The sequence below is a fragment of the Rhodoferax sediminis genome, from assembly GCF_006970865.1.
In the GTDB taxonomy this organism is placed as follows: Bacteria; Pseudomonadota; Gammaproteobacteria; order Burkholderiales; family Burkholderiaceae_C; genus Rhodoferax_A; species Rhodoferax_A sediminis.
Genome location: NZ_CP035503.1, coordinates 2,105,556 through 2,128,525, shown reverse-complemented (window position 1 = coordinate 2,128,525; position 22,970 = coordinate 2,105,556). Strand labels below are relative to the sequence as shown.

Below are 22,970 nucleotides of genomic sequence, written 5' to 3'. Positions count from 1 at the left end.
GGTTCGGGTCAACGGCGGACCGGCTCGGTGCAGGCAACGGGCAGGTGCGGCCGCTCATTCAAGGCTTGACGGCCGGATGGCGACCGGGGTCGGCCCGCACCGCTGGCGGACCCGGCTGCGCCAACCCAGCACTTCGTTGCCGACCAGCGCACCAATCACCAGTGCGCCGCCGATCAAAACTTCCGCGGAAGGGACTTCGTTGGCCCCCAGCCAGGCCCAGAGAATGCCGAAAATCACCTCGAGCAGGGCGAGCAGAGCCACCTCGGGCGCTTTCAGCACACGCGCGCTGATGACCGAAAAAATGCAGGGAATCGCCAGTTGAACCAGCCCGAGAAAGGCCAGCAGACGCAAATCGGGGCCTGTGGCCACGAAGGGATAGGCCAGCGGCAAGGTCAGCAGGGTCGAGAGCACGGCGCCGACCAGCAAGCTGGGGACCAGATCGATTTTTTCACCGTGGGCCTGGCTGCGCTGCACCACGGTCCAGTTGACTGCGGCCGCCATCGGCACGCACAGCGCGACCAGGGATCCCAGCAGCGCGCCATCATTGCCAGCGGCAACGTTCACCTGGGAGCCGAACATGTAGGCGATGCCCAGACCCGCCAGCGCAATGGCACCCCAGGTGCGCGGCGCAATGCGATGGCCGATGAAGACGCGCGCGAGCAAGGCGGTCAGCAAGGGGCCGATCGACATGGTGACCAGCACATTGCCCACCGAGGTGAGCGTGAGCGCCACCATGTAGGCAGTGAACATGACACTCCAGCACACGCCCGATATCCAGAACGCAGGGCTGGTCCACTGCATGGCGCGAAACACGCCGCGCCCCTGCCACGCGGGCAGGATCACCAGCAGCGACACCATGGTGAAGAAGCTGCGCCAGAACGTGACCTCGAAGCTGTGCGCGTTTTGCAAATGCCGCGTCACCACGCCGGCGACCGACCACATCAGGGTCACCGCCACCATCATGAACACGGCTTTGGTATGGGTGAGTTTCATCGCGTCTCGAGCACGGACAGCTTCCTGCCCGGCTCTCCTTCTGCCCGGCTTATGCGCTCTCGCGGCCGGCCCGCTTGCGCTCGTGCTCTTTCAGGAAGCGCTTGCGCAGGCGGATCGATTTGGGCGTGATCTCGACCAGTTCGTCGTCCTCGACGAACTCCACGCCATACTCCAGCGTGAGCGTGATGGGCGGCGTGATCTTGATCGCGTCCTCCTTGCCGCTGACGCGAAAGTTGGTCAGCTGCTTGGTGCGCGTTGCGTTGACCACCAGGTCGTTGTCGCGCGAGTGGATGCCGACGATCATGCCCTCGTACACCGGGTCGTTGGCACGCACGAACATGCGGCCGCGGTCATCGAGCTTGCCCAGGGCGTAGTTGAAGATTTCGCCGTCGTCCATGGAGATCAGCACGCCGTTCTTGCGGCCGGCGATCTCGCCCTTGTACGGCTCGTAGCTGTCGAAGATGTTGGAGATCAGGCCCGAGCCGCGCGTCAGGTTCAGGAATTCATTGGAAAAACCGATCAGCCCGCGCGCCGGGATGCGGTATTCCAGCCGCACGCGGCCGCGCCCGTCCGGCTCCATGTTGATCAGGTCGCCCCTGCGCTCGCCCAGCGCCTGCATCACGCCGCCCTGGTGCTGCTCCTCGATGTCGGCCGTGACCAGCTCGATCGGCTCGTGGCGCTCGCCATTGACATCCCGAAACACCACGCGCGGCTTGGACACGGCCAGCTCATAGCCTTCGCGGCGCATGTTCTCCAGCAGGATGGTGAGGTGCAGTTCGCCGCGGCCCATGACCTCGAACACGCCTTCCTCGTCGGTTTCGCTGACGCGCAGGGCCACGTTATGCTGCAGCTCTTTCTGCAGCCGGTCCCAGATCTGCCGGCTGGTGACGAACTTGCCTTCGCGCCCGGCCAACGGGCTCGTATTCACGCAAAAGTTCATGGTCAGCGTCGGCTCGTCGACTTTCAGCATCGGCAGCGGCGCAGGTTGCAGCGGGTCCGTCACCGTGACGCCGATGCTGATATCGGCGATGCCGTTGATCAGCACGATGTCCCCGGGGCCGGCTTGCGTCACCTGCACGCGCTCCAGGCCCTGGAACGTCAGCACCTGGTTGATGCGTCCCTTGTGCGACGCGCCATCGGGCCCTTCCATCACGAGCACTTCCATGCCGGGCTTGACGGTGCCGGCGTTGACACGCCCGACGCCGATGCGGCCCACGAAGGTCGAGAAGTCGATCGCCGAAATCTGCAACTGCAGCGGCGCGTCCGCCTCGCCCTCATGCGGCGGAACGTGAGCCAGAATGGTGTCGAACAGGGCCGACATGTCGGGGCCCCACTGCTCCCCCTGCCCGCCCTCTTCCATCGAGCTCCAGCCATTGATGCCCGAGGCGTAGACGACGGGAAAGTCCAGTTGCTCGTCGGTGGCGCCGAGCTTGTCGAACAGGTCGAAGGCGGCGTCGACGACGTATTGCGGGCGCGCGCCCGGCTTGTCGACCTTGTTCACCACCAGGATCGGGCGCAGGCCCAGCGCGAGCGCCTTCTTGGTGACGAAGCGCGTTTGCGGCATCGGGCCTTCCTGCGCGTCGATCAGCAGCACCACGCCATCCACCATGGACAGGGCGCGCTCCACTTCACCGCCGAAGTCGGCGTGGCCGGGCGTGTCGACGATGTTGATGTGCGTGCCTTTCCAGCTCACGGCGCAGTTCTTGGCCAGGATGGTGATGCCGCGCTCGCGCTCGATGGCGTTGTTGTCCATCACGGTGTCGACCACCTTTTCGTGCTCGGCAAAGGTGCCGGACTGGCGCAGCAGCTGATCGACCATGGTGGTCTTGCCATGGTCCACGTGGGCGATGATGGCGATGTTGCGGATTTGTTTGTTGCTCATGGTTTGCTTTCTGGATATTCGAGGATCTGTTGTATTTCAGGGGGGCTGAGCAGTCGCCCCGGGATCAGTTCGCCGGCCTTGATGTGCGCGCTGCCCAGCAGGGCGTGCGGCGCTTCGCCATAGACCGCGACCCGTTCAGCGTCGGGCCAGTGGCCGCGCCGGCGCACACCGCTGAGGAATCGCCCCGCGTCGTCGGCATCCAGCGTCACGCGGATGTGGTCTGGCAGCAGCGATTCCACGGGCAGGAGGCAGGCCAGGCGCTCGGGCTCCGTCATGGCCTCGAGCGCCTCCAGCGTCACGCAGCGCGAGAGATCGAAGTTGCCCGTGGCCGTGCGGCGCAGGGCCGTGAGGTGAGCGCCGCAACCGAGTGCTTCGCCAATGTCTTCACCTAGCGTGCGTATGTAGGTGCCTTTGCTGCATTTTGCTCTGATATTAATAGCGGTATGCCCTTGCACCACATCGGCTAGAGCGACATTTAGCTCAAATATCTCGACGTCTCGCGGTGCCCGCTCCACTTCGATACCGGCGCGGGCGTATTCGTACAGAGCCTTGCCGTCCTTCTTGAGGGCACTGTGCATCGGCGGCACCTGCCGCAGGCGGCCGGTGAACCGGCGCGTGACTTCCGCAATCTGCGCTTCCGTGACGTTCACGGGGCGCTGTGCAATCACCTCTCCTTCGGCGTCGCCGGTGCTGGTCTTGATGCCCAGCAGCGCTACCGCCTCATAAGTCTTGTCGGCATCGAGATGCAGCTGGCTGAACTTGGTCGCCGCGCCAAAGCACAGCGGCAACACGCCCGTGGCCAGCGGATCGAGCGTGCCGGTGTGGCCGGCCTTTTCCGCGCGCAACAACCATTTGGCTTTTTGCAGCGCGTCGTTGCTCGACAGGCCCAGGGGCTTGTCGAGCAGCAGCACCCCGTGCACGGGGCGCCTGGCAACCCGTGCACGAGGCGCACGGATGTAGCCCCCACGCTCTTTCACTTCGTGTAAATCGCTGCCCCCCAAGGGGGCCTTCGCACCTTGGGGCGGCCCGGCGGTTCTCACGCTATTCCTCTTTGGAACGCGAGGCGACGGCCTGCGCAATCAGCGCGTTCATGTCGGCCGCATGCTCGGTGGTGCGGTCGAACTGGAAATGCAGCGTCGGCACGGTATGGATGTGCAGGCGCTTGAACAGGCCGGCGCGCAAAAAGCCGGCGGCCTGGTTCAAGCCTTCCTCGCACTCTTTCGGGTCGCCCTGCAGCACGCTGAAAAACACCTTGGCGTGCGCGTAGTCGGGCGTGACCTCCACGGCCTGGATCGTCACCATGCCCACTCGCGGGTCTTTCAGCTCGCGCGCGATCAGCTCCGTCAGATCGCGCTGGATCTGATCGGCCACCTGAAATCCGCGATTGGGCTTGCTGGCTTGCTTTTTCACCGTGACTGCTCCAGCGCCATTACAGCGTTCTCGCGATTTCCTTGATCTCGAAGAACTCCAGCACGTCACCCTCTTGGATGTCGTTGTAGTTCTTGATGTTCAAGCCGCACTCGAAGCCTTCCTTGACTTCCTTGGCATCGTCCTTGAAGCGCTTGAGCGACTCGAGTTCACCCGTGAAGATGACCACGTTGTCGCGCAGCAGGCGCAGACGCGCGGTGCGCCGCACCACGCCCGCGGTGACCATGCAGCCGGCGATCGAGCCGATCTTGCTGACCTTGAACACCTGGCGGATCTCGGCGGTACCGATGACCTCTTCCTTCTTGTCCGGCGTGAGCATGCCCGACATCGCCACCTTGAGCTCATCGACGGCGTCGTAGATGATGCTGTAGTAGCGGATATCGACCCCGTTGTTCTCGGCCAGCTTGCGCGCGCCGGCATCGGCCCGGGTGTTGAAGCCGATGATGACGGCCTTGGACGCAATGGCCAGGTTCACGTCCGACTCGCTGATGCCGCCCACGGCGGAGTAGACCATCTGCACCTTGACCTCGTCGGTGGAGAGCTTGAGCAGCGACTGCGACAGCGCTTCCTGCGAGCCCTGCACGTCGGCCTTGACGATGATGGGCAGCATCTTGACCTCGCCGGCAGCCATGTCAGTGAACATATTCTCCAGCTTGGCGGCCTGCTGCTTGGCCAGTTTGGTGTGGCGGAACTTGCCGGCACGGTAGGTGGCGATTTCACGGGCACGGCGCTCGTCCGACATCACCATGAATTCGTCGCCGGCCTGCGGCACCTCCGTCAAACCCTGGATTTCCACCGGGATGGACGGCCCTGCCGCTTTGGTCGACTTGCCGTTCTCGTCCAGCATGGCGCGCACGCGGCCGTAGGTCGAGCCGGCCAGCACCACGTCGCCGGTCTTGAGCGTGCCCGATTGCACCAGCACCGTCGCGACCGGACCGCGGCCCTTGTCGAGTTGCGCCTCGATCACCAGACCCTTGGCCATGGCGTCCACCGGCGCGCGCAGTTCCAGCACTTCGGCCTGCAGCAGTACTTGCTCCAGCAGTGCGTCAACGCCCTCGCCGGTTCTGGCCGAGACACCCACAAAGGGCGATTCACCGCCAAACTCTTCAGGGATCACCTGCTCGGTCACCAGCTCGCCCTTGACGCGCTCCAGATTGGCGTCGGGCTTGTCGATCTTGTTGATGGCCACCACGATTGGCACACCGGCCGCTTTCGCGTGCTTGATGGCTTCCCGGGTCTGCGGCATGACGCCGTCGTCGGCCGCCACCACCAGGATCACGATGTCGGTGGCCTGCGCCCCGCGGGCCCGCATGGCGGTGAACGCCTCGTGGCCCGGAGTGTCCAGGAACGAGATCACGCCGCGCGGCGTCTCCACATGGTAGGCGCCGATGTGCTGGGTAATGCCGCCGGCCTCTCCGGCTGCCACCTTGGCGCGCCGGATGTAGTCCAGCAGCGAGGTCTTGCCGTGGTCGACGTGGCCCATGACGGTCACGACCGGTGCGCGCGGCAGCGATTCTGCCTCCTGCAGCGACACTTCCTCGTCGGTGAACGCTTCCGGATCGTCCAACGCGGCAATGATGGCCTTGTGCCCCATTTCCTCCACCAAAATCATGGCAGTGTCCTGGTCCAGCGGCTGGTTGATGGTGACCATCTGCCCCAGCTTCATCAACTGCTTGATCACCTCGGAGGCCTTGACCGCCATCTTGTGCGCCAGTTCGGCCACCGTGATGGTTTCGGGCACGTGCACTTCGAGCACGCGCGCCTCCACCGGTGTCATCTGCACGTATTCTTCGCGGCCACCGCGCTCGTTGCCGCGCCGCCCGCGCGGACCGCCGCGCCAGCCGCCCCGGCCCACGCCGCCACTGCTGTCGCCGCGCGTCGGGATGGCCTTTTTCTTGGCCGGATCACCGGCCCAGCTGGAAGACAGCTTGGCCGACTTGATTTCCTTGCCAGCCGCGCCTGCCGGGGTTGCCGCAGCACCGGGCCTGGCCACTGCGCCGGGCACAGCTACGGGCTTGTGCAGTGTCCCCTTGATCACGCCCTTGGCGTCAACCGCACCGGGCTTGGCCACCACTTTGGGCTCGGGTTTCTTGGCCACCAGCACCTTTTGCGGCGTGGACATCATGGAGCGGATCGCTGCGGCCTCGGCCTCGGCCTTGCGCCGGCGATCGCCCAGGTCTGCGGCGCGCGCCGTGTCCTCGTCGGCACGCGCCTTCGATTCACTGGCAGCTTTTTCACGGGCCTGCGTCTGCGCGCGGACTTGCGCCTCGGCGCGGCTTGCCGTTTCCGCCTGGGCCGCAGCGTCATCCGCTGCGCTATTGTCGGCGCCCTCCGCCTGCGCCAAGGCAGGTTCCGGCTGTTTTTGAGCGGCCTGCGCCTCGACGGCGGCTTGGGCGGCTTTGTCCGCCGCTTCGCGTTCGCGTGTTTCCTGCGCTTCGCGCTGGCGACGCTTTTCGGCCAGTTCTTCTTCCTGGCGGCGAATCAATTCGGCCTGGCGACGGGCTTCTTCCTCGCGGCGGCCAAGTTCGGCATCGCTGATCACGGATTGTGCGGGCGCTTCCAGAGCGGGCTCGGCGACCTCCACCGGCGCGTCGAGGTCCTCATCGCGCTTCACGAACGTGCGCTTCTTGCGCACTTCCACCTGAATGGTGCGGGCCTTGCCGGTGGCGTCGGCCTGCTTGATCTCGCTGGTGGATTTTTTCACCAGCGTGATCTTCTTGCGCTCGGTGCTTGCCGTGCCGTGGCTGGCTTGCAGGTGCACCAGCAGCTTGTGCTTGTCGGCCTCGGTCAATGGGTCGGACGCGGCCGTTTTGGCCACCCCCGCCGACTTGAGCTGTTCAAGCAGCGTTGTGGTTGATTTCTTGAGTTCGGTTGCAAACTCGGCGACTGTAGTACTGGACATATTTGGTTCGTGCCTCCATGACCATTACTCTTGGCCCGCGAACCAATGCTCGCGCGCCTTCATGATCAACGTTTTGGCTTCGTCCTCGGACTGGCCGGTGATATCGGTGAGCTCATCGACGGCGAGGTCGGCCAGGTCGTCACGGGTATGGACGCCGGCCTCGGTCAGCCTGGTGATCAGCTCGGGAGTGAGGCCTTCGAGGTCCTGCAGATCCTGCGAGACGGCCCCATCGTTTTCTTCCTTGGCGATTTCCATCGTGAGCAGCGCATCCTTGGCGCGCGTGCGCAGTTCGGTCACGGTGTCTTCGTCGAAGCTTTCGATTTCCAGCATCTCCTGCAGCGGCACATAGGCCACTTCTTCGAGGCTGGTAAATCCTTCGTGGATCAGGATGTCGGCGATTTCTTCGTCGACATCGAGTTTTTCCATGAACAGCTTGCGGCTGGTATCGGTCTCGCTGGCCTGCTTCTGCGCCGATTCGGCCGCATCCATGATGTTGATCTTCCAGCCGGTCAGTTCGGACGCCAGGCGCACGTTCTGGCCGCCGCGGCCGATCGCAATCGCGAGGTTTTCTTCGTCCACCACCACATCCATGGCGTGGCGCTCTTCGTCGACCACAATGGACGAGACATTGGCCGGGGCCAGCGCGCCAATCACGAACTGCGCCGGGTCCTCGCTCCACAGCACGATGTCGACGCGCTCGCCGGCCAGCTCATTGGTCACGCCGTTCACACGGGTGCCGCGCACGCCGACGCAGGTGCCGATCGGATCGACCCGCTTGTCGTGCGACAGCACGGCAATCTTGGCGCGCGAGCCGGGGTCGCGGGCGCAGGACTTGATCTCCAGCAGACCCTGTTCGATCTCGGGCACTTCCTGGCGGAACAGCTCGATCATGAACTCGGGGGCCGAGCGCGACAGGATGATGGGCGCGCCGCGCAAGGTCAGGTCCACTTCCATGATCATGGCGCGCACCCGATCGCCCGAGCGCAGGTTTTCTTTGGGGATCATCTCGCTGCGGCGCAGGCGGCCTTCGACGCGCCCGCTCTCGACGATGATGTCGCCCTTGTCCATGCGCTTGACGGTGCCGACAAAAATCTTGTCGCCACGCGACATGAAGTCGTTGAGCAGCATTTCGCGCTCGGCATCGCGGATTTTTTGCAGAATGACCTGCTTGGCCGCCATGGCGCCAATGCGACCGATGGGCACCGACTCGACCGGCTCCTCGATGTAGTCGTCGACCTCGATGTCGGGGATCTGCTCCTTGGCCTCGAACAGCAGGATTTCCGCATCGGGCAGCTGCAGGCCCGCCTCGTCGGGCACGACGTGCCAGCGGCGAAAGGTCTCGTAGTCGCCGCTGTCGCGGTCCACCGAAACACGGATGTCGACTTCGGCGCCGGCATAAATCTTCTTGGTGGCTTGCGCCAGGGCCGCTTCGACCGCGCCAAACACCACATCGCGCTCGACGTTCTTCTCGCGCGAGATGGCATCCACCAGCATCAACATTTCGCGATTCATGTCACGAATCTCCTGTCTTGAACTTAAATCTCGCCACCGGCAGCGGTGGCCCTGGCCTTGCGGCCCTTGAAATCAACAATCGGTGCCAGACGCGCTTCGCGCAATTCGTCCAGCGTAAAACCCAAGGCCTGCAGCGGCGCAGGCACCCTCTTCCTGCTGACCTTTTGCCCGGGCTTGACCGCCGGCTCGTCGCGCCAGACGATTTGCCAGCCCGCCGGGGCCCGCTCCAGCGTGCCGCGAAACTTTTTCCGGTTCGCATGGACCGCGTTGGCGGCCGCAGCGCCCACGTCCTTGCCGATGGGTGCCTTCAGGGTGATATCAACCACCTCGCCGGCAAACCGCTCAAAATCCTGCTCACGCTTCAAGGGACGGTCGATACCGGGCGAGGACACCTCCAGTCGCCTGTATTCCACCGCATCGACTTCGAATGCAAAGTGCAACTGGCGCGTGACTTTCTCGCAGTCTTCGACGTTGATGAACTGCTGCTCCGCACCCGGCGTCCACGGGAAGTCAATCGTGATGCGCAGCAAACCCCCGGCGGAGCGCTCGATCTCCACCAGCTCGTAACCGAAACCGGTCACGGTTTGTTCAACGATTTCCTGTAACGCCACGTCGCCTCTGTTGCTTCCCTAAAACCATACCAAAAACAGTCGCCCAAAAAAAACGGGCGGTTGGTACCCGCCCGTTTGGTCGTGAGCCTTACATTGTAGCGCAAAACCAGTGCAAGTGCTTTGATTTGTAAGGGCCTCGCCCCGGCTCAGGTGGCTGCAGCGACCAAAATCCGGGTGTAGTCATGCTGCGGCGCAGCAAAAACCTGTTCGACCGTGCCGGATTCGACGATCTCACCGTCCTTCATGACGATCACCCGGTGCGCCATGGCGCGGATCACGTCCACGTCGTGGGTGATCAGCAGGTAGCTCAAGGCGTGCTCGCGCTGCAGGCGCTGCAGCAGCTGCAGCACCTGCTTCTGGATGGTCACGTCCAGTGCGCTGGTGGGCTCGTCGAGCACCAGCAACTGCGGCCCGATGATCAGGGCGCGCGCAATCGCCAGGCGCTGGCGCTGCCCGCCCGAAAACTCATGCGGATAGCGCTGCGGCAGGCCGGGAAACTGGTCTGCACTCATGCCGACTTCGGCCAGGGCCCGGGCCACGCGCAGCCGGCGCCCGTTCGCGTCCAGTTCGGGTGCATGCACGAGCAGGCCTTCGCCCACGATTTCCTCGACGGTCAAGCGCGGCGAGAGCGACGAAAACGGATCCTGAAACACCACCTGCACGGCCCGGCGCATGGCCTTGTTGCGCGCCGCATCGCGGCTCCAGGCGTGGCCCGCCGCCTGCAGCTGGCCCTGGTGCGGCAGCAGGCCCAGCGCTGCCAGCGCCAGCGTGGATTTGCCCGAGCCGGACTCCCCCACCACGCCCAGCGTTTGCCCCGCCGGAACGCTGAAATCAGCGCCCCTGACCGCCACGAATTCGCCCTTTTTGAACCAGCCTCGCAGCCCCGGCAGCGGCACGGGATAGCTGACCTGCAGACCAGACGCCCGCATGACGGGCGGGCGCGCCGGGTCCGGCGGCACCTCGGCCACATCGCGCGTGGGCCGGCTGTCGATCAGCTTGCGGGTGTAGGCATGGCGCGGGTTGGCAAAGACGTCGGCGACAGGGCCGTGCTCCACGATATGGCCGGCCTCCATCACCGCCACGCGGTCGGCAAATCGGCGCACCAGGTTCAGGTCGTGCGTGATCATCAGCACCGCCATGCCATATTCTTTTTGCAGCTCGGAGAGCAAATCCAGAATCTGGCCGCGCACGGTCACGTCGAGCGCGGTGGTGGGCTCGTCGGCCAGCAGCAATTTGGGCTTGCAGGCCAGCGCCATCGCGATCATGGCGCGCTGGCGCTGCCCGCCCGAGAGCTGGTGCGGATAAGCCCCCGCGCGGCGCTGCGGCTCGGCAATTCCGGTGGTAGCTAGCAACTTGATAGCTGCTTGCGAAGACTCCGTGCGGGCTATACCTTGTTTTAGCTCAAGAACCTCGATGATCTGATCGCCCACGGTGAACAGCGGGTTCAGCGCCGTCATGGGCTCCTGGAAGATCATGGCAATGTCCTGGCCGCGAATGCCGCGCAGCTGCCGCTCCGGAATGGACAGCAGATCCGTGGGGCCGGCCGGCCCGTCGAAAATTGCCTGTCCTTCGACGTGTGCGTCGTGCGCCAGCCGCAGCAGGCTCAGTGCGGACACGGTCTTGCCCGACCCCGATTCGCCCACGAGCGCCAGCTTCTCGCCCGGCCCGATGGAGAAATCAATGCCGCAGACCACCTCCTTGCCGCCAAAGGCCACGCGCAGGTTTTTCACCTCCAGCAAGGTCGTGGGCGGCGACGGGCCGCCCCTAGCCGCGAAGGCCCCCTCGGGGGGCAGCGAGGACACGCCAGTGCCGAGCGTGGGGGCGTTCATTTGTCGGCCTTTCGCGGATCCAGGGCATCGCGCAGGGCGTCGCCCATGAAGGTCAGCAGCAACAGGGTGACCACCAGCACGCTGAAGGTGGAGAGCGAAATCCACCAGGCGTCGATATTGTTCTTGCCCTGGGCCAGCAGTTCGCCCAGCGACGGCGTGCCGGCCGGCACGCCGAGCCCGAGAAAATCCAGCGAGGTCAGCGCCAGGATGGCCGCGCTCATGCGAAACGGCAGGAAGGTGACGACCGGCGTCATGCTGTTGGGGAGCACATGGCGCCGGATGATCTGCCAATTGGACAGGCCCAGCGCGCGCGCGGCGCGCACATAGTCGAGCTGGCGATTGCGCAGAAACTCGGCGCGCACGTAATCCGACAGGCCCATCCAGCCAAAGGCGCTCAGCAGAATCAGCAGCAGGGCCAGGCTGGGCTGGAAGATCGACGAGAAAATGATGAGCAGATACAGGTCGGGCATGGAGCTCCAGATCTCGATCAGTCGCTGCAGCGTCAAATCGGTCTTGCCCGCAAAAAACCCCTGGATGGCGCCCGTGAGCACGCCCAGCGCCGTGCCCGTGAACATCAAGGCCAGGCCAAACAGCGCGGAGACCCGAAAGCCGTAAATCAGCTGCGCCAGCAGATCGCGTCCACGCTCGTCCGTGCCCAGCCAGTTATCGGCAGAAGGCGCCGCGGGATTGGGCGCCTTGGCGTAGTAGTTCAGGGTTCTGGCGCCGTAACGGTTGGGCGCGAACAACACGAAGTTGCCCGGCTTGGCGAACTGCTGCCGGATGAACGGGTCCAGATAGTCGGTCGGGGTCGGGAAGTCGCCGCCAAAGGTAGTTTCGGGCAGCTGCTGGACGATCGGCGCATACCAGTGGCCGTTGTAGCGCGCCAGCAGCGGGCGGTCGTTGCTGACCAGTTCGGCGCACAGGCTGATCGCTAGCAGCACGCCAAACACGATGAGGCTCCAGAATCCCATGCGGTTGCGCTTGAAGCGCAGCCAGGCGCGCCGCCCCGGCGAAACTGGCAAAGCCGCTTCGGGGGTGTTAGTCGAACTTGACACGCGGATCCACCAGAACGTAGCAAAGGTCGCTGATCAGCTTTGTGACCAGGCCGATCAGCGTGAACAGGTACAGCGTTCCGAGCACCACCGGATAGTCGCGGCGGATCACGGACTCATACGAGAGCAGGCCCAGCCCGTCGAGCGAGAACAGGGTTTCGATCAGCAGCGAGCCCGTAAAGAACGCGCCAATGAAAGCGGCGGGGAAACCGGTGACCAGGGGAATCAGCGCGTTGCGCAGCACGTGCTTCCAGAGCACGCGGCGCTCGGACAGCCCCTTGGCGCGCGCCGTCAGCACGTACTGCTTGCGAATTTCCTCGAGGAACGTATTCTTGGTCAGCATGGTGATCACCGCAAAAGAACCCACCACGCTGGCCGTGATAGGCAGCGCGATATGCCAGAGGTAGTCCGTCACCTTGGCGCCCCAGCTCAGGGTGTCCCAGTTGCTCGAGGTCAGCCCGCGCAGTGGAAACCACTGCAGCTGGCCGCCAAAAATTACCAGCAGTGCCACGCCGAGCACAAAGCCCGGAATGGCGTAGCCCACCAGCACGACCAGGCTGGTCAGCGTATCAAACCGTGACCCCGCGCGCACCGCCTTGGCAATGCCCAGGGGCACCGAGATCAGATAGCTCAGGAAGAACGTCCACAGGCCGATGCTGATGGACACGGGCAATTTTTCCCTGATCAGTTGCCACACGTCCTTGTGCTGAAAAAAACTCTTCCCCAGGTCAAACCGCGCGAACTGGCCCAGCATGCGCACGAAGCGCTCGGGCACCGGCTTGTCAAAGCCGTAGAGCGCCTTGATCTCTTCGAGCCGCTGCTTTTCCACGCCCTGCGCACCGCGGTAGCCCATCGCATTGCCCGCGTCGCCGCCAAAGGCAGTGCGCCCCTTGGCCTCGACCAGGTACTGCTGCACCGGCCCGCCGGGCACGAACTGGATCACGGTGAAGGTGATCAGCAGCACGCCCAGCAAGGTGGGAATCATCAGCAGCAGGCGTTTGAGGATGTAGCTGAACATCAGGGTTTCGCCCACCAGGTGCTCATGGCCCAGGCTTCGGGCGTGAAGTATTTCGGCAGCCTGGACGGCTGCACGAATTTGCGCGAATCATAGGCGACGCGGTAGCTTGCCGAATACCATTGCGGCACGGAGTACCAGCCGTGGATCAGCACGCGATCGAGCGCCTTGCCGGCGGCGTCGGCGTCGCTGCGCCTCTGGGCCGTGACCATCTTTTCGAGCAGGGCGTCGACCACCGGACTCTGGAGGCCCCACAGGTTGTTGCTTTCCTCGATCTTGGCCGCCCTGGAGCCGAACAGATCGAACATCTCGTTGCCAGGCACGGTGATGCCGGCCATGCGGATGCCGGTCATGTCGAAGTCGAAGGTGCGAAGGCGCTGCTGGTAGATGGAGAAGTCCACCGCGCGGAAATTGAGTTGGATGCCCAGTTTTTCCAGGTTGCGCATCCACGGCGCAATGGTCCGGATGCCGCTCTCGTTGCTGTCCACGTAGTCGATGACAAAGGCCTCGCCCTGGGCGTTGCGCAGGGCGCCGTCGCGATAGTCCCAGCCGGCCTCGTGCAGCAACGCCTTGGCCTCGCGCAGGTTGCCGCGCAGGCTGCGCGGCGGGTCGGTGCTGGGCGGGTAGGCGACGGGGCCGAACACTGCCGGGGGCAGCTGGTTCTTGAAGGGCTCCAGCAGGGCCAGTTCATCCGCACCGGGCGTGCCCAGCGCCTCGTACTCGCTGCCGCCGAAATAGCCTTTGAGCCGGTTGTACAGGCCGTAGAAGAGCTGGCGGTTCATCCACTCGAAATCAAAGGCCAGGTTGATCGCCTTGCGCACCCGGATGTCCTGGAACTTCGGACGGCGCAGGTTGAACACATGCACCTGGAAGCCATGCGGCGAATTATCGGGCAGCAGGCGCTTGACGAGTTCGCCGCTGTCGAAGCGCTTGCCGGTGTAGGCGCGCACCCAGTCGCGCGAAATGAACTCCTGGATCAGGTCGAACTCGCCGGCCTTGAAGGCTTCCAGCTTGGCCGTGTTGTCGCGGTAGATCTTGACCGTGATGCGGTCGAAGTTGTACTGGCCGCGGCGCACATTCAGCTCGCGCGCCCAGTAGGTGGGGTCGCGCACATAGGTGATATCGCGCCCGAACACCACCGGGCCAATCTTGTAGGGGCCGCTGGCAATCGGCGGCTCGGTCGTGATCTGGTCGAACGGCTTGCCGGCGCCCCATTTGTGCGAGAACACGGGCAGACCGCCGACGGTCAGGGGCAGTTCGCGGTTGAAGCGCTTGAACTCGAAGCGGATGGTGCCCGCATCCAGGACTTGCGGCGATTTGACGTCGGCAAACAGCGAGCGGTACTGCGGCGCCGCGTACTTGCCGGTGAGGGAGTCGAAGGAATATTTCACATCGGCAGCCGTCACCGGATCTCCGTTGTTGAAGCGCGCTGACGGGTTGAGCTTGAACACTACCGACATGCGGTCGGGCGCGAGCTCGACGTCCTGCGCCAGCAGGCAGTAACCCACGCCGAACTCGCTGGGCGAGCCCGTCAGCAAGGTGTCGAACATCAAGGTATCGATGTAGGCCGGCGCGGAACCCCTGAGCGAGAACGGGTTGTATTTGTCGAACGTGGAGCTGCGCTGGTCCGAGACCAGCACCATTTCGCCGCCCTTGGGCGCGTCGGGGTTGACATCGTCGAAATAGGGGAAGCCGGCCCGGTACTGCACATCGCCCCAGATGGACAGGGCGTGGCTCGCCCACGAGGCCGTGGCGCTCAGCAGCATCAGACAAAACAGCAGACCTCGCATGCGACAATTCTGCACGAACAAGGAGTTACGCATCATGGGTTTTCTCAACGGCAAAAAACTGCTGATCACGGGCGTTCTGTCGAATCGCTCGATCGCCTACGGCGTCGCCAAGGCCTGCCATGCGCAGGGAGCCGAGCTGGCCTTCAGCTATGTGGGCGAGCGTTTCAAGGACCGCATCGCCGAATTCGCCGGCGACTTCGACTCGAAGCTGGTGTTCGACTGCGACGTCGGCGACGACGCGCAAATTGAAAAACTGTTCGCTGACCTGGCGCAAACCTGGCCCAAATTCGACGGCTTCGTCCATAGCATCGGGTTCGCGCCGCGCGAGGCCATTGCCGGCGACTTCCTCGAGGGACTGAATCGCGAATCCTTCAGGATCGCCCACGACATCAGCGCCTACAGCTTCCCCGCGATGGCCAAGGCAGCTCTGCCCTACCTCAACGACAAATCGGCCCTGCTGACCATGACCTACCTCGGCGCGCTGCGCGCCGTGCCCAACTACAACACCATGGGCCTGGCCAAGGCCTCTCTGGAAGCTTCGGTGCGCTACCTGGCCGAGTCGTTCGGCCCGCGCGGCATGCGCGTCAACGGCATCAGCGCCGGCCCGATCAAGACGCTGGCGGCCAGCGGCATCAAGGACTTCGGCAAGCTCCTTGGCATGGTGGCGTCGGCCTCGCCGCTGCGCCGCAACGTCACCATCGAGGACGTGGGCAATGTCGCGGCCTTCCTGCTCAGCGATCTGGCCAGCGGCGTCACCGCGGAGATCACCTATGTGGACGGTGGCTTCAGCCACACCGCGGGTATCTCGCGCGACAACGTGTGACACCGGGTTGACGATGAAATCGTACTGCAGCCCTTATCCAATATTGGCTGCCAGCTTCCATTTTGATAGCAACCGCCTGACGTAAGCATGCGCCGCAGACACCTGCTCGCGCTACTGGTATTGGGCGCCGCGGGCAGCCCATGGACCTGGGCCACCGCCGGGGCCAACTCGCCGTTGATGCTGGCCAACGTCTACCACCCCGGCGTGCCGCTGGCGGACTATTGGGTGAGCGAGAAGTACGACGGCGTGCGCGGTTACTGGGATGGCAAACAACTGCTGACGCGGGGCGGCGAGCGCGTCAATGCGCCGGCGTGGTTCACCGCCGGCTGGCCGGCCACCCCGCTCGACGGCGAGCTGTGGGCCGGGCGCGGGCAATTCACCAAGGCAGTCTCCACGGTGCGCCAGCAAATACCCATTGATGCCGCCTGGCGTGGCATGCGCTTCATGGTGTTCGACCTGCCCGCGCAGGGCGGCCCGTTCACCGAGCGCATCCCGGTGCTGAACCGGCTGCTCGCTACGATGGCGGTGCCCTGGGTCCAGCCGGTCGCGCAAAGCCGTGTCGCCACCCACCAGGCGTTGCAGGTCATGCTGATGAAAACGGTGAGGCTGGGTGGCGAAGGACTGATGCTGCACCGCGGCGCATCGCTGTACCGGGCGCAACGCAACGACGATCTGCTCAAGGTCAAAACCCATGAGGACGCCGAAGCCCGGGTCATCGCGCACATCCCCGGCAAGGGCAAATACGCAGGCCTGCTGGGCGCGCTGCTGGTGGAGGCGCCGGCAGCGGAAGGCCACCCCGTCCGGCGCTTCAAGCTCGGTACGGGGTTCAGCGACGAACAGCGCAGGAACCCGCCCACGCTGGGCAGCTGGGTGACTTACCGCTTCAGGGGGCTGAACGACAGCGGTCTTCCCCGCTTCGCCAGCTTCTTGCGCGTGCGCGAGGACATGCCGTCCTGAGACAGGTTGACGATTGCCGCCGGGTTATTCCTGCACGCAGTCGGCGAAGTAGTGCTTCTTGCCGTCGGCATCCTCTTCTTCGACCAGGCCGTGAATATCGGTCTCGAAGCCCGGACATTGCGCGTTGAATTCGCGTGAGAACTTCAGGTAGTCCACGATCTTCTTGTTGAAGACTTCGCCCGGGATCAACAGCGGGATGCCCGGCGGGTACGGCGTGACCAGGCCGACGGTGATGCGCCCTTCCAGCTGGTCGATCTCCACGCGTTCGGTCTTGCGCAGCGCGATGTGGGCATAGGCGTCGCTGGGCTTCATCGCGGGGGTCAGGTCGCTCAGATACATGTCGGTGGTGAGCCGCGCAATGTCGTACCTGGCGTACAGCGCGTGCAAATGCTGGCACAGGTTGGCCAGGCCCATTTTTTCGTATTTCGGGTACTTCTGGCAGAACTCCGGCAGGATGCGCCACATCGGCTGGTTCTTGTCGTAGTCGTCCTTGAACTGCTGCAGCGCGGTCAGCATGCTGTTCCAGCGGCCCTTGGTGATGCCGATGGTGAACATGATGAAAAAGCTGTAGAGCCCGGTCTTCTCGACCACCACACCATGCTCGGCGAGGAACTTGGTCACGACGCTGGCCGGAATGCCGGTCTTGGCAAACTTGCCGTTCAGGTCCATCCCCGGCGTGACGATGGTGGACTTGATCGGGTCCAGCATGTTGAAGCCCGTGGCCATCTTGCCAAAGCCGTGCCAGTTGACGCCGGCCTTGGCCTTCTTCGACTCGCCCTTGATGATCCAGTCGTCGGCGCGGCCGATGCCTTCTTCCACCAGCTTGTCGGGCCCCCAGACCTTGAACCACCAGTCGCCGCCGTACTCTTCGGCAATCTTGCGCATGGCGCGGCGAAAGTCCAGTGCCTCGGCAATGCTCTCCTCCACCAGCGCCGTGCCGCCGGGGGGCTCCATCATGGCGGCGGCCACGTCGCAGCTGGCAATGATGCTGTACTGCGGCGAGGTCGAGGTGTGCATCAGATACGCCTCGTTGAACAGATGCCGGTCCAGCTTGACGTTCTGCGAGTCCTGCACCAGCACCTGGCTGGCCTGGCTGATGCCCGCCAGCAGCTTGTGGATCGACTGGGTCGCGTACACCACCGAGTTCTTCGGCCGCGCCCGCTTCTTTCCCATGGCGTGGTAGGTGCCGTAGAACGGGTGAAACGCTGCGTGCGGCAGCCAGGCCTCGTCGAAGTGCAGGTTCTCCACGTAGCCGTCGAGCATTTTCTTGATGGTCTCGGTGTTGTAGAGCACGCCGTCGTAGGTCGACTGCGTCAGGGCCAGCACGCGTGGCTTGACCTTGCTCGCATCGACGCCTTTGAGCAACGGATTGGCGCGGATCTTGGCGCGGATCGAGGCCGGCTCGAACTCGCTTTGCGGAATCGGGCCGATGATGCCGAAGTGGTTGCGCGTGGGCTTCATGAACACGGGGATCGCGCCCGTCATGATGATGGCGTGCAGGATGGACTTGTGGCAGTTGCGGTCCACCACCACCACGTCGCCGGGCGCCACGGTGTGGTGCCACACCATCTTGTTCGAGGTGCTGGTGCCGTTGGTGACGAAGAAGCAGTGGTCGGCGTTGAAGATGCGCGCGGCGTTGCGCTCGCTCTCGCCAATCGCGCCGTCGTGGTCCAGCAACTGGCCCAATTCCTCGACTGCGTTGCAGACGTCGGCGCGCAGCATGTTCTCGCCATAAAACTGGTGGTACATCTGCCCCACCGGACTCTTCAGGAAGGCCACGCCCCCCGAGTGGCCCGGGCAATGCCAGGAGTAGGAGCCGTCCTCGGCGTAGTCGAGCAGCGCCTTGAAGAACGGCGGCTGCACGCCCTCCAGGTAGCTCTTGGCCTCGCGGATGATGTGGCGCGCCACGAACTCGGGCGTGTCCTCGAACATGTGGATGAAGCCGTGCAGTTCGCGCAGGATGTCGTTGGGAATGTGGCGCGAGGTCTTCGTCTCGCCGTACACATAAATCGGCACGTCGAGATTCTTGCGCCGCACTTCCTCGATGAACGAGCGCAGGTTCAGCACCGCCGGGTCCAGGTCCGGACCGGGCGTGAACTCCTCGTCGTCAATCGACAAAATGAACGCACTGGCGCGGCTTTGCTGCTGGGCAAACTGGCTCAGGTCGCCGTAGCCGGTCACGCCCAGCACGTCGAAGCCCTCGCTCTCGATGGCTTGCGCCAGGGCGCGAATGCCCAGACCCGAGGTGTTCTCGGAGCGGAAGTCTTCATCGATGATGACAATGGGAAAGCGAAATTTCATGCAGGCCTCGGTGCCGGTGAATGGGGAACAGAAAAAAACCAGCCAGCGCGAAGTGTAAGGAATTAAAGTGCCCGCGCTCTTGCGAAGCAGCCTTTGGCCTCAAAATGTGGCTCAGGCAACACAATGGAGAAGCAGGAAACATGGCTGAATCAACCATCTGGTGGCTGCTCGCGGGCGTTGCGATCGTCGTCGAGCTGACGACGGGCACCTTTTACCTGCTGATGCTCGCCATCGGGCTGGCCGCGGCCGCTGTGGCGGCGCAACTGGGCGCCAGCACTATCACGCAACTGCTGGTGGCCGCCGTGGTCGGCGGCGGCGCCGTCGTAGCCTGGTATTTCATTCGGGGCCGACACCCCGCCGCCGCATCCGCCAGCACCAACCGCGATGTCAATCTGGACATTGGCGAAACAGTCAACGTCGAATCCTGGAATCCCGACGGCACGGCCACGGTGAAATACCGCGGCGCCAACTGGACCGTCGTGCACCGCCCCGGCAATCCGCCCTCCAGCGGACTACACCGCGTGGCCGAAGTGATTGGCAGCCGCCTGCTGGTCGACAAAATCTGAGTCTCTGTGGAACAGGGCGTGCCGCGTCGCGGCAGGCCCTGCTCTGAGCGGATCCATCATCCATCAACGAACAATCAACTCATCAAGGGGAAAAATATGGAAATCGCCATCGTCATCTTTGTCATCGCCGTCATCTTCATCACGCGCTCGATCAAGGTCGTGCCGCAACAGCATGCCTGGGTGATCGAGCGCCTGGGCAAGTACCACGGCACGCTCACGCCAGGACTGAATTTCCTGGTGCCTTTTGTCGACCGGGTGGCCTACAAGCATGTGCTGAAGGAAATTCCGCTGGATATTGCCAGCCAGGTCTGCATCACGCGCGACAACACGCAGTTGCAGGTGGACGGCATCCTGTACTTTCAGGTGACCGACGCCATGCGCGCCAGCTACGGCTCATCCAACTACATCCTGGCCATCTCGCAGCTGGCGCAAACCTCGCTGCGCTCCGTGATCGGCAAGCTTGAACTGGACAAGACCTTCGAAGAGCGTGACATCATCAACGCCCAGGTGGTGCAGGCGATCGACGAAGCCGCGCTGAACTGGGGCGTGAAGGTGCTGCGCTATGAAATCAAGGATCTGACACCGCCGAAAGAAATTCTGCATGCGATGCAGCAGCAAATCACCGCGGAGCGTGAAAAGCGCGCCCTGATTGCCGCCTCCGAGGGCCGCCGGCAGGAGCAGATCAATATTGCCACCGGCGAACGCGAGGCCTTCATCGCGCGCTCGGAGGGTGAGAAACAGGCCGCCATCAACAACGCGCAAGGCGAAGCCGGTGCCATCACGGCCGTGGCCGAAGCCACGGCCAGGGCCATCGAGGTGGTGGCGAACGCCATCCGCCAGCCCGGTGGCGAGCAGGCCGTGCAGCTGAAGGTGGCGGAACGCGCGGTGGACGCCTACAGCAAGGTAGCGGCAGAGTCCAGCACCACCTTGATCGTTCCCAGCAATATGACCGAGGTTTCGGCACTGATCACCTCGGCCATGAAAATGATCCAGATGCAGAAGGCGCAATAGGCCGCAGGCAACGCGGCCGTTACCCAAAGAAAGCCTCACCGCGCTGATACAATCACGCCCACTGGAGCGGTGGATGAGCGGTTTAAGTCGCACGCCTGGAAAGCGTGTGAGGGGTAAAACCCTCCGCGGGTTCGAATCCCGCCTGCTCCGCCAGCAACAAAAAAGCCACCTCGCGGTGGCTTTTTTTCTTGGGGTCGCTTGAACGGTCAGTTCAAAGCCACTTTCTTGCCATCTTTGTAAACGGACAGCGTGATGGCGGGGTTCTTCAGCTCTCCATTGGGTTCAAACTGGATCGTGGTGGTCACGCCCTTGAAGTTGGTTTTCAGAATCTGCGGCAGGTAGACCTTGGGGTCCGTCGAGTTGGCACGCTTCATGGCGTCGGCCAGCACGAACGTGGCATCGTAGGTGTACGGGCTGTAGATCTGGAATTGGCCGGGGTACTTGGCGTCGTAGCGCTTCTTCCAGGCCTCACCACCAGGCATCTTGGCAATTGATGCACCGCCCTCGGCGCAGACGACGCCGTCCAGACTCTTCGCGCCCGCGGCAATCTTGATGATTTCCGTGGTGCAGATGCCGTCGCCGCCGAAGTACTTGACGTTGGACATGCCCAACTGATCCATTTGGCGCAGCATGGCGCCGGCTTGGGCGTCCATGCCACCGTAGAAGATGGCATCAGGCGCCTTGGACTTGATGGAGGTCAGGATGGCCATGAAGTCGGTGGCTTTATCGGTCGTGTACTGCTCGTCCACCACCTGCATGCCCTTGGCTAGAGCCGTTTTCTTGAACACATCGGCAACACCCTGGCCATAGGCCGTGCGGTCGTCGATGATCGCCACTTTCTTCAGCTTGAGCGTATCGGCGGCGTAGAACGCCAGGCCGGCACCCAGGGCATTGTCATTGGCGATGATGCGGAACGAGGTCTTGTATCCCGGCTTCATCAAGCTGGGGTTGGTTGCCGCACCGGTGATCATCGGAATGCCGCAGTCGCTGTAGATTTTGGACGCGGGAATGGTCGTGCCCGAGTTCAGGTGACCCACCACGCCGGCGACCTTGCTGTCGCACAGCTTTTGTGCCACGGCGGTACCCTGCTTGGGATCGGCAGCGTCGTCTTCGACCTGGGCTTCGAACTTGATCTTCTTGCCGCCGATCACCAGGTTTTCCTTGTTCAGGTCTTCCACCGCCATCAGCACGCCGTTCGCATTGTCCTTGCCGTAGTGGGCTTGGGGGCCGGACATCGGCGCGACAGAGCCGATTTTCACGACTTGCACATCCTGCGCGAAGCTCAGGCCCGCCATCGCTGCAACGGCAGCGGCTACGGTCAATTTCAGTTTCATTTGCATAAAAGACTCCAAGTTGAAAAAAGTTGAGATGAGAATTTATAACTCAACGGCCGCGAACATATCGCAATTTTGGTGCCCGCAACAGAGGGAACACGCTAGGTCCATGGTCATGACGGGTTTACCCTGTGCCTGCCGTTTTGTCGCCGCAACATCGATTGCACACTGTCACAATCCGGCCGGGGGTTGCCAATGGCCAACTCCTCGGCGATCGCCTCGGACACCGATTGCCGCAGCACCTCTTCGATCTCTTCGCGAAGGAGCGGCTCCAGGGACTTGGTGTGCTGCTGCACCACCGCGGCGATGGCCTCGAGCAATCGCTGTTGGACCAACACGTCCACACGCAGCATGACCCGGTGAACCATCTGCTCCTGCATGGAACTGAACAATTCGGGTTCGGCCGCCTCATCTAAAAGCGCCATGGCGTCCCCAGCCCACTGTGGCGCTGGCTGCTCCGCCGGGGTCACGATCTCGGTCAGCGTCGGGACGTAGCGCGGCGGGGTTCGGGCGGCGCCGGACATCAGCTGCTGCTCCTGGCTGCAAGGTCGTGACGGGTGATGGCATAGCCGCGGTCGGCGTAGTGCTTCCAGCGGCTGCGGGCCTGCAGGCGATCATCGTCCTGCAGGCCAACGATTTCGATCAACCGCTCGAAGCGCTCGAACCCGTCCGGCACCTGTTCTCCCAAGTTGACCAGAACCTGCTGATGCGGCGCGGCAGGTACCGCGTCCGTCAGCATCACGGGCGATGCCGCCAGCACCGCTGCGTTGGCTGAAGCCCGGCAATGCGGCACGAATTCAAGGGGCGCAAAAGTCCACAGCGCCACATCCAGCATCTGCAGATCGTTGGCCCCGGCCGTCACCACGACCTTGGCCCCGCTGCTCACCGCCTTGCGCAAAAGCCGGCAGGCATAGGCCACCTTATCGGGTGTGTTGAAGTGGAAGGCAACTTCGGTCATCGGCCG

Annotated in this window: 19 protein-coding genes and 1 tRNA gene; 5 read left to right on the top strand and 15 right to left on the bottom strand. The window is 63.6% G+C overall.

Features of this window, described 5'->3' with window-relative positions:
* Window positions 1-54: 54 nt before the first annotated feature.
* The 11 genes from EUB48_RS10240 to EUB48_RS10190 form a co-directional block, all read right to left on the bottom strand.
* A complete protein-coding gene (locus EUB48_RS10240) occupies window positions 55-993 on the bottom strand; it encodes a DMT family transporter (protein WP_142818826.1) in 939 nt (312 codons plus the stop codon).
* A gap of 49 nt (window positions 994-1,042) precedes the next feature.
* The gene (gene typA, locus EUB48_RS10235; protein WP_142818824.1) at window positions 1,043-2,875 is read right to left on the bottom strand and encodes a translational GTPase TypA; all 1,833 of its coding nucleotides are present in this window, start codon (window positions 2,873-2,875) and stop codon (window positions 1,043-1,045) included.
* Window positions 2,872-3,831: a tRNA pseudouridine(55) synthase TruB gene (truB, locus tag EUB48_RS10230; protein ID WP_142821195.1), complete on the bottom strand. Its 960-nt coding sequence runs from the start codon at window positions 3,829-3,831 to the stop codon at window positions 2,872-2,874. Before truB ends, typA begins: the two co-directional genes overlap by 4 nt.
* 85 nt (window positions 3,832-3,916) lie before the next feature.
* A complete protein-coding gene (gene rbfA / locus EUB48_RS10225) occupies window positions 3,917-4,285 on the bottom strand; it encodes a 30S ribosome-binding factor RbfA (RefSeq protein ID WP_142818822.1) in 369 nt (122 codons plus the stop codon).
* Between the two features lie 19 nt (window positions 4,286-4,304).
* Window positions 4,305-7,205 (bottom strand): translation initiation factor IF-2, encoded by a 2,901-nt coding sequence (gene infB / locus EUB48_RS10220; RefSeq protein ID WP_142818820.1) that lies wholly within the window; start codon window positions 7,203-7,205, stop codon window positions 4,305-4,307.
* Between the two features lie 24 nt (window positions 7,206-7,229).
* The gene (nusA, locus tag EUB48_RS10215; RefSeq protein WP_142818818.1) at window positions 7,230-8,717 is read right to left on the bottom strand and encodes a transcription termination factor NusA; all 1,488 of its coding nucleotides are present in this window, start codon (window positions 8,715-8,717) and stop codon (window positions 7,230-7,232) included.
* 23 nt (window positions 8,718-8,740) lie between these two features.
* Window positions 8,741-9,328, bottom strand: coding sequence for a ribosome maturation factor RimP (gene rimP, locus EUB48_RS10210; protein ID WP_142818816.1), 588 nt, complete (start codon window positions 9,326-9,328; stop codon window positions 8,741-8,743).
* Window positions 9,329-9,474: 146 nt separating this feature from the next.
* On the bottom strand, window positions 9,475-11,157 hold the full coding sequence (locus EUB48_RS10205) for an ABC transporter ATP-binding protein (RefSeq protein ID WP_142818814.1): 1,683 nt from the start codon (window positions 11,155-11,157) through the stop codon (window positions 9,475-9,477).
* The gene (locus tag EUB48_RS10200; RefSeq protein WP_274595968.1) at window positions 11,154-12,212 is read right to left on the bottom strand and encodes an ABC transporter permease; all 1,059 of its coding nucleotides are present in this window, start codon (window positions 12,210-12,212) and stop codon (window positions 11,154-11,156) included. The genes EUB48_RS10205 and EUB48_RS10200 overlap by 4 nt, the downstream gene beginning before the upstream one ends.
* Window positions 12,196-13,227 (bottom strand): microcin C ABC transporter permease YejB, encoded by a 1,032-nt coding sequence (locus EUB48_RS10195; protein ID WP_142821194.1) that lies wholly within the window; start codon window positions 13,225-13,227, stop codon window positions 12,196-12,198. The genes EUB48_RS10200 and EUB48_RS10195 overlap by 17 nt, the downstream gene beginning before the upstream one ends.
* Complete coding sequence (locus tag EUB48_RS10190) at window positions 13,227-15,014, bottom strand: extracellular solute-binding protein (RefSeq protein ID WP_142818810.1); 1,788 nt, start codon at window positions 15,012-15,014, stop codon at window positions 13,227-13,229. The genes EUB48_RS10195 and EUB48_RS10190 overlap by 1 nt, the downstream gene beginning before the upstream one ends.
* Before the next feature lie 34 nt (window positions 15,015-15,048).
* On the opposite strand from EUB48_RS10190, the gene fabI reads away from it, so the two are divergent.
* Entirely contained in the window at window positions 15,049-15,837 is a 789-nt protein-coding gene (gene fabI, locus EUB48_RS10185; protein ID WP_142821193.1) for an enoyl-ACP reductase FabI, read from the top strand.
* Window positions 15,838-15,924: 87 nt separating this feature from the next.
* Window positions 15,925-16,794, top strand: coding sequence for a DNA ligase (locus EUB48_RS10180; protein ID WP_142818808.1), 870 nt, complete (start codon window positions 15,925-15,927; stop codon window positions 16,792-16,794).
* Between the two features lie 24 nt (window positions 16,795-16,818).
* Here the strand turns inward: EUB48_RS10180 and EUB48_RS10175 are convergent, their stop codons facing one another.
* Complete coding sequence (locus EUB48_RS10175) at window positions 16,819-19,095, bottom strand: arginine/lysine/ornithine decarboxylase (protein WP_142818806.1); 2,277 nt, start codon at window positions 19,093-19,095, stop codon at window positions 16,819-16,821.
* Between the two features lie 140 nt (window positions 19,096-19,235).
* On the opposite strand from EUB48_RS10175, the gene EUB48_RS10170 reads away from it, so the two are divergent.
* From EUB48_RS10170 to EUB48_RS10160, 3 genes are all read left to right on the top strand, one after another.
* The gene (locus EUB48_RS10170) at window positions 19,236-19,661 is read left to right on the top strand and encodes an NfeD family protein (RefSeq protein ID WP_142818804.1); all 426 of its coding nucleotides are present in this window, start codon (window positions 19,236-19,238) and stop codon (window positions 19,659-19,661) included.
* A 96-nt stretch (window positions 19,662-19,757) separates the two neighbouring features.
* Window positions 19,758-20,672: an SPFH domain-containing protein gene (locus EUB48_RS10165; RefSeq protein ID WP_142818802.1), complete on the top strand. Its 915-nt coding sequence runs from the start codon at window positions 19,758-19,760 to the stop codon at window positions 20,670-20,672.
* Window positions 20,673-20,735: 63 nt separating this feature from the next.
* A tRNA-Ser gene (locus EUB48_RS10160) sits at window positions 20,736-20,825 on the top strand.
* Window positions 20,826-20,878: 53 nt separating this feature from the next.
* Here the strand turns inward: EUB48_RS10160 and EUB48_RS10155 are convergent.
* From EUB48_RS10155 to EUB48_RS10145, 3 genes are all read right to left on the bottom strand, one after another.
* On the bottom strand, window positions 20,879-22,012 hold the full coding sequence (locus EUB48_RS10155; RefSeq protein WP_142818800.1) for a branched-chain amino acid ABC transporter substrate-binding protein: 1,134 nt from the start codon (window positions 22,010-22,012) through the stop codon (window positions 20,879-20,881).
* 107 nt (window positions 22,013-22,119) lie between these two features.
* Window positions 22,120-22,530 carry a hypothetical protein gene (locus tag EUB48_RS10150; protein WP_244618397.1) on the bottom strand — a complete coding sequence of 137 codons (411 nt, stop codon included), beginning with the start codon at window positions 22,528-22,530 and terminating at the stop codon, window positions 22,120-22,122.
* Window positions 22,530-22,964: a DNA polymerase III subunit chi gene (locus tag EUB48_RS10145; protein ID WP_142818797.1), complete on the bottom strand. Its 435-nt coding sequence runs from the start codon at window positions 22,962-22,964 to the stop codon at window positions 22,530-22,532. The genes EUB48_RS10150 and EUB48_RS10145 overlap by 1 nt, the downstream gene beginning before the upstream one ends.
* Window positions 22,965-22,970: the final 6 nt, after the last annotated feature.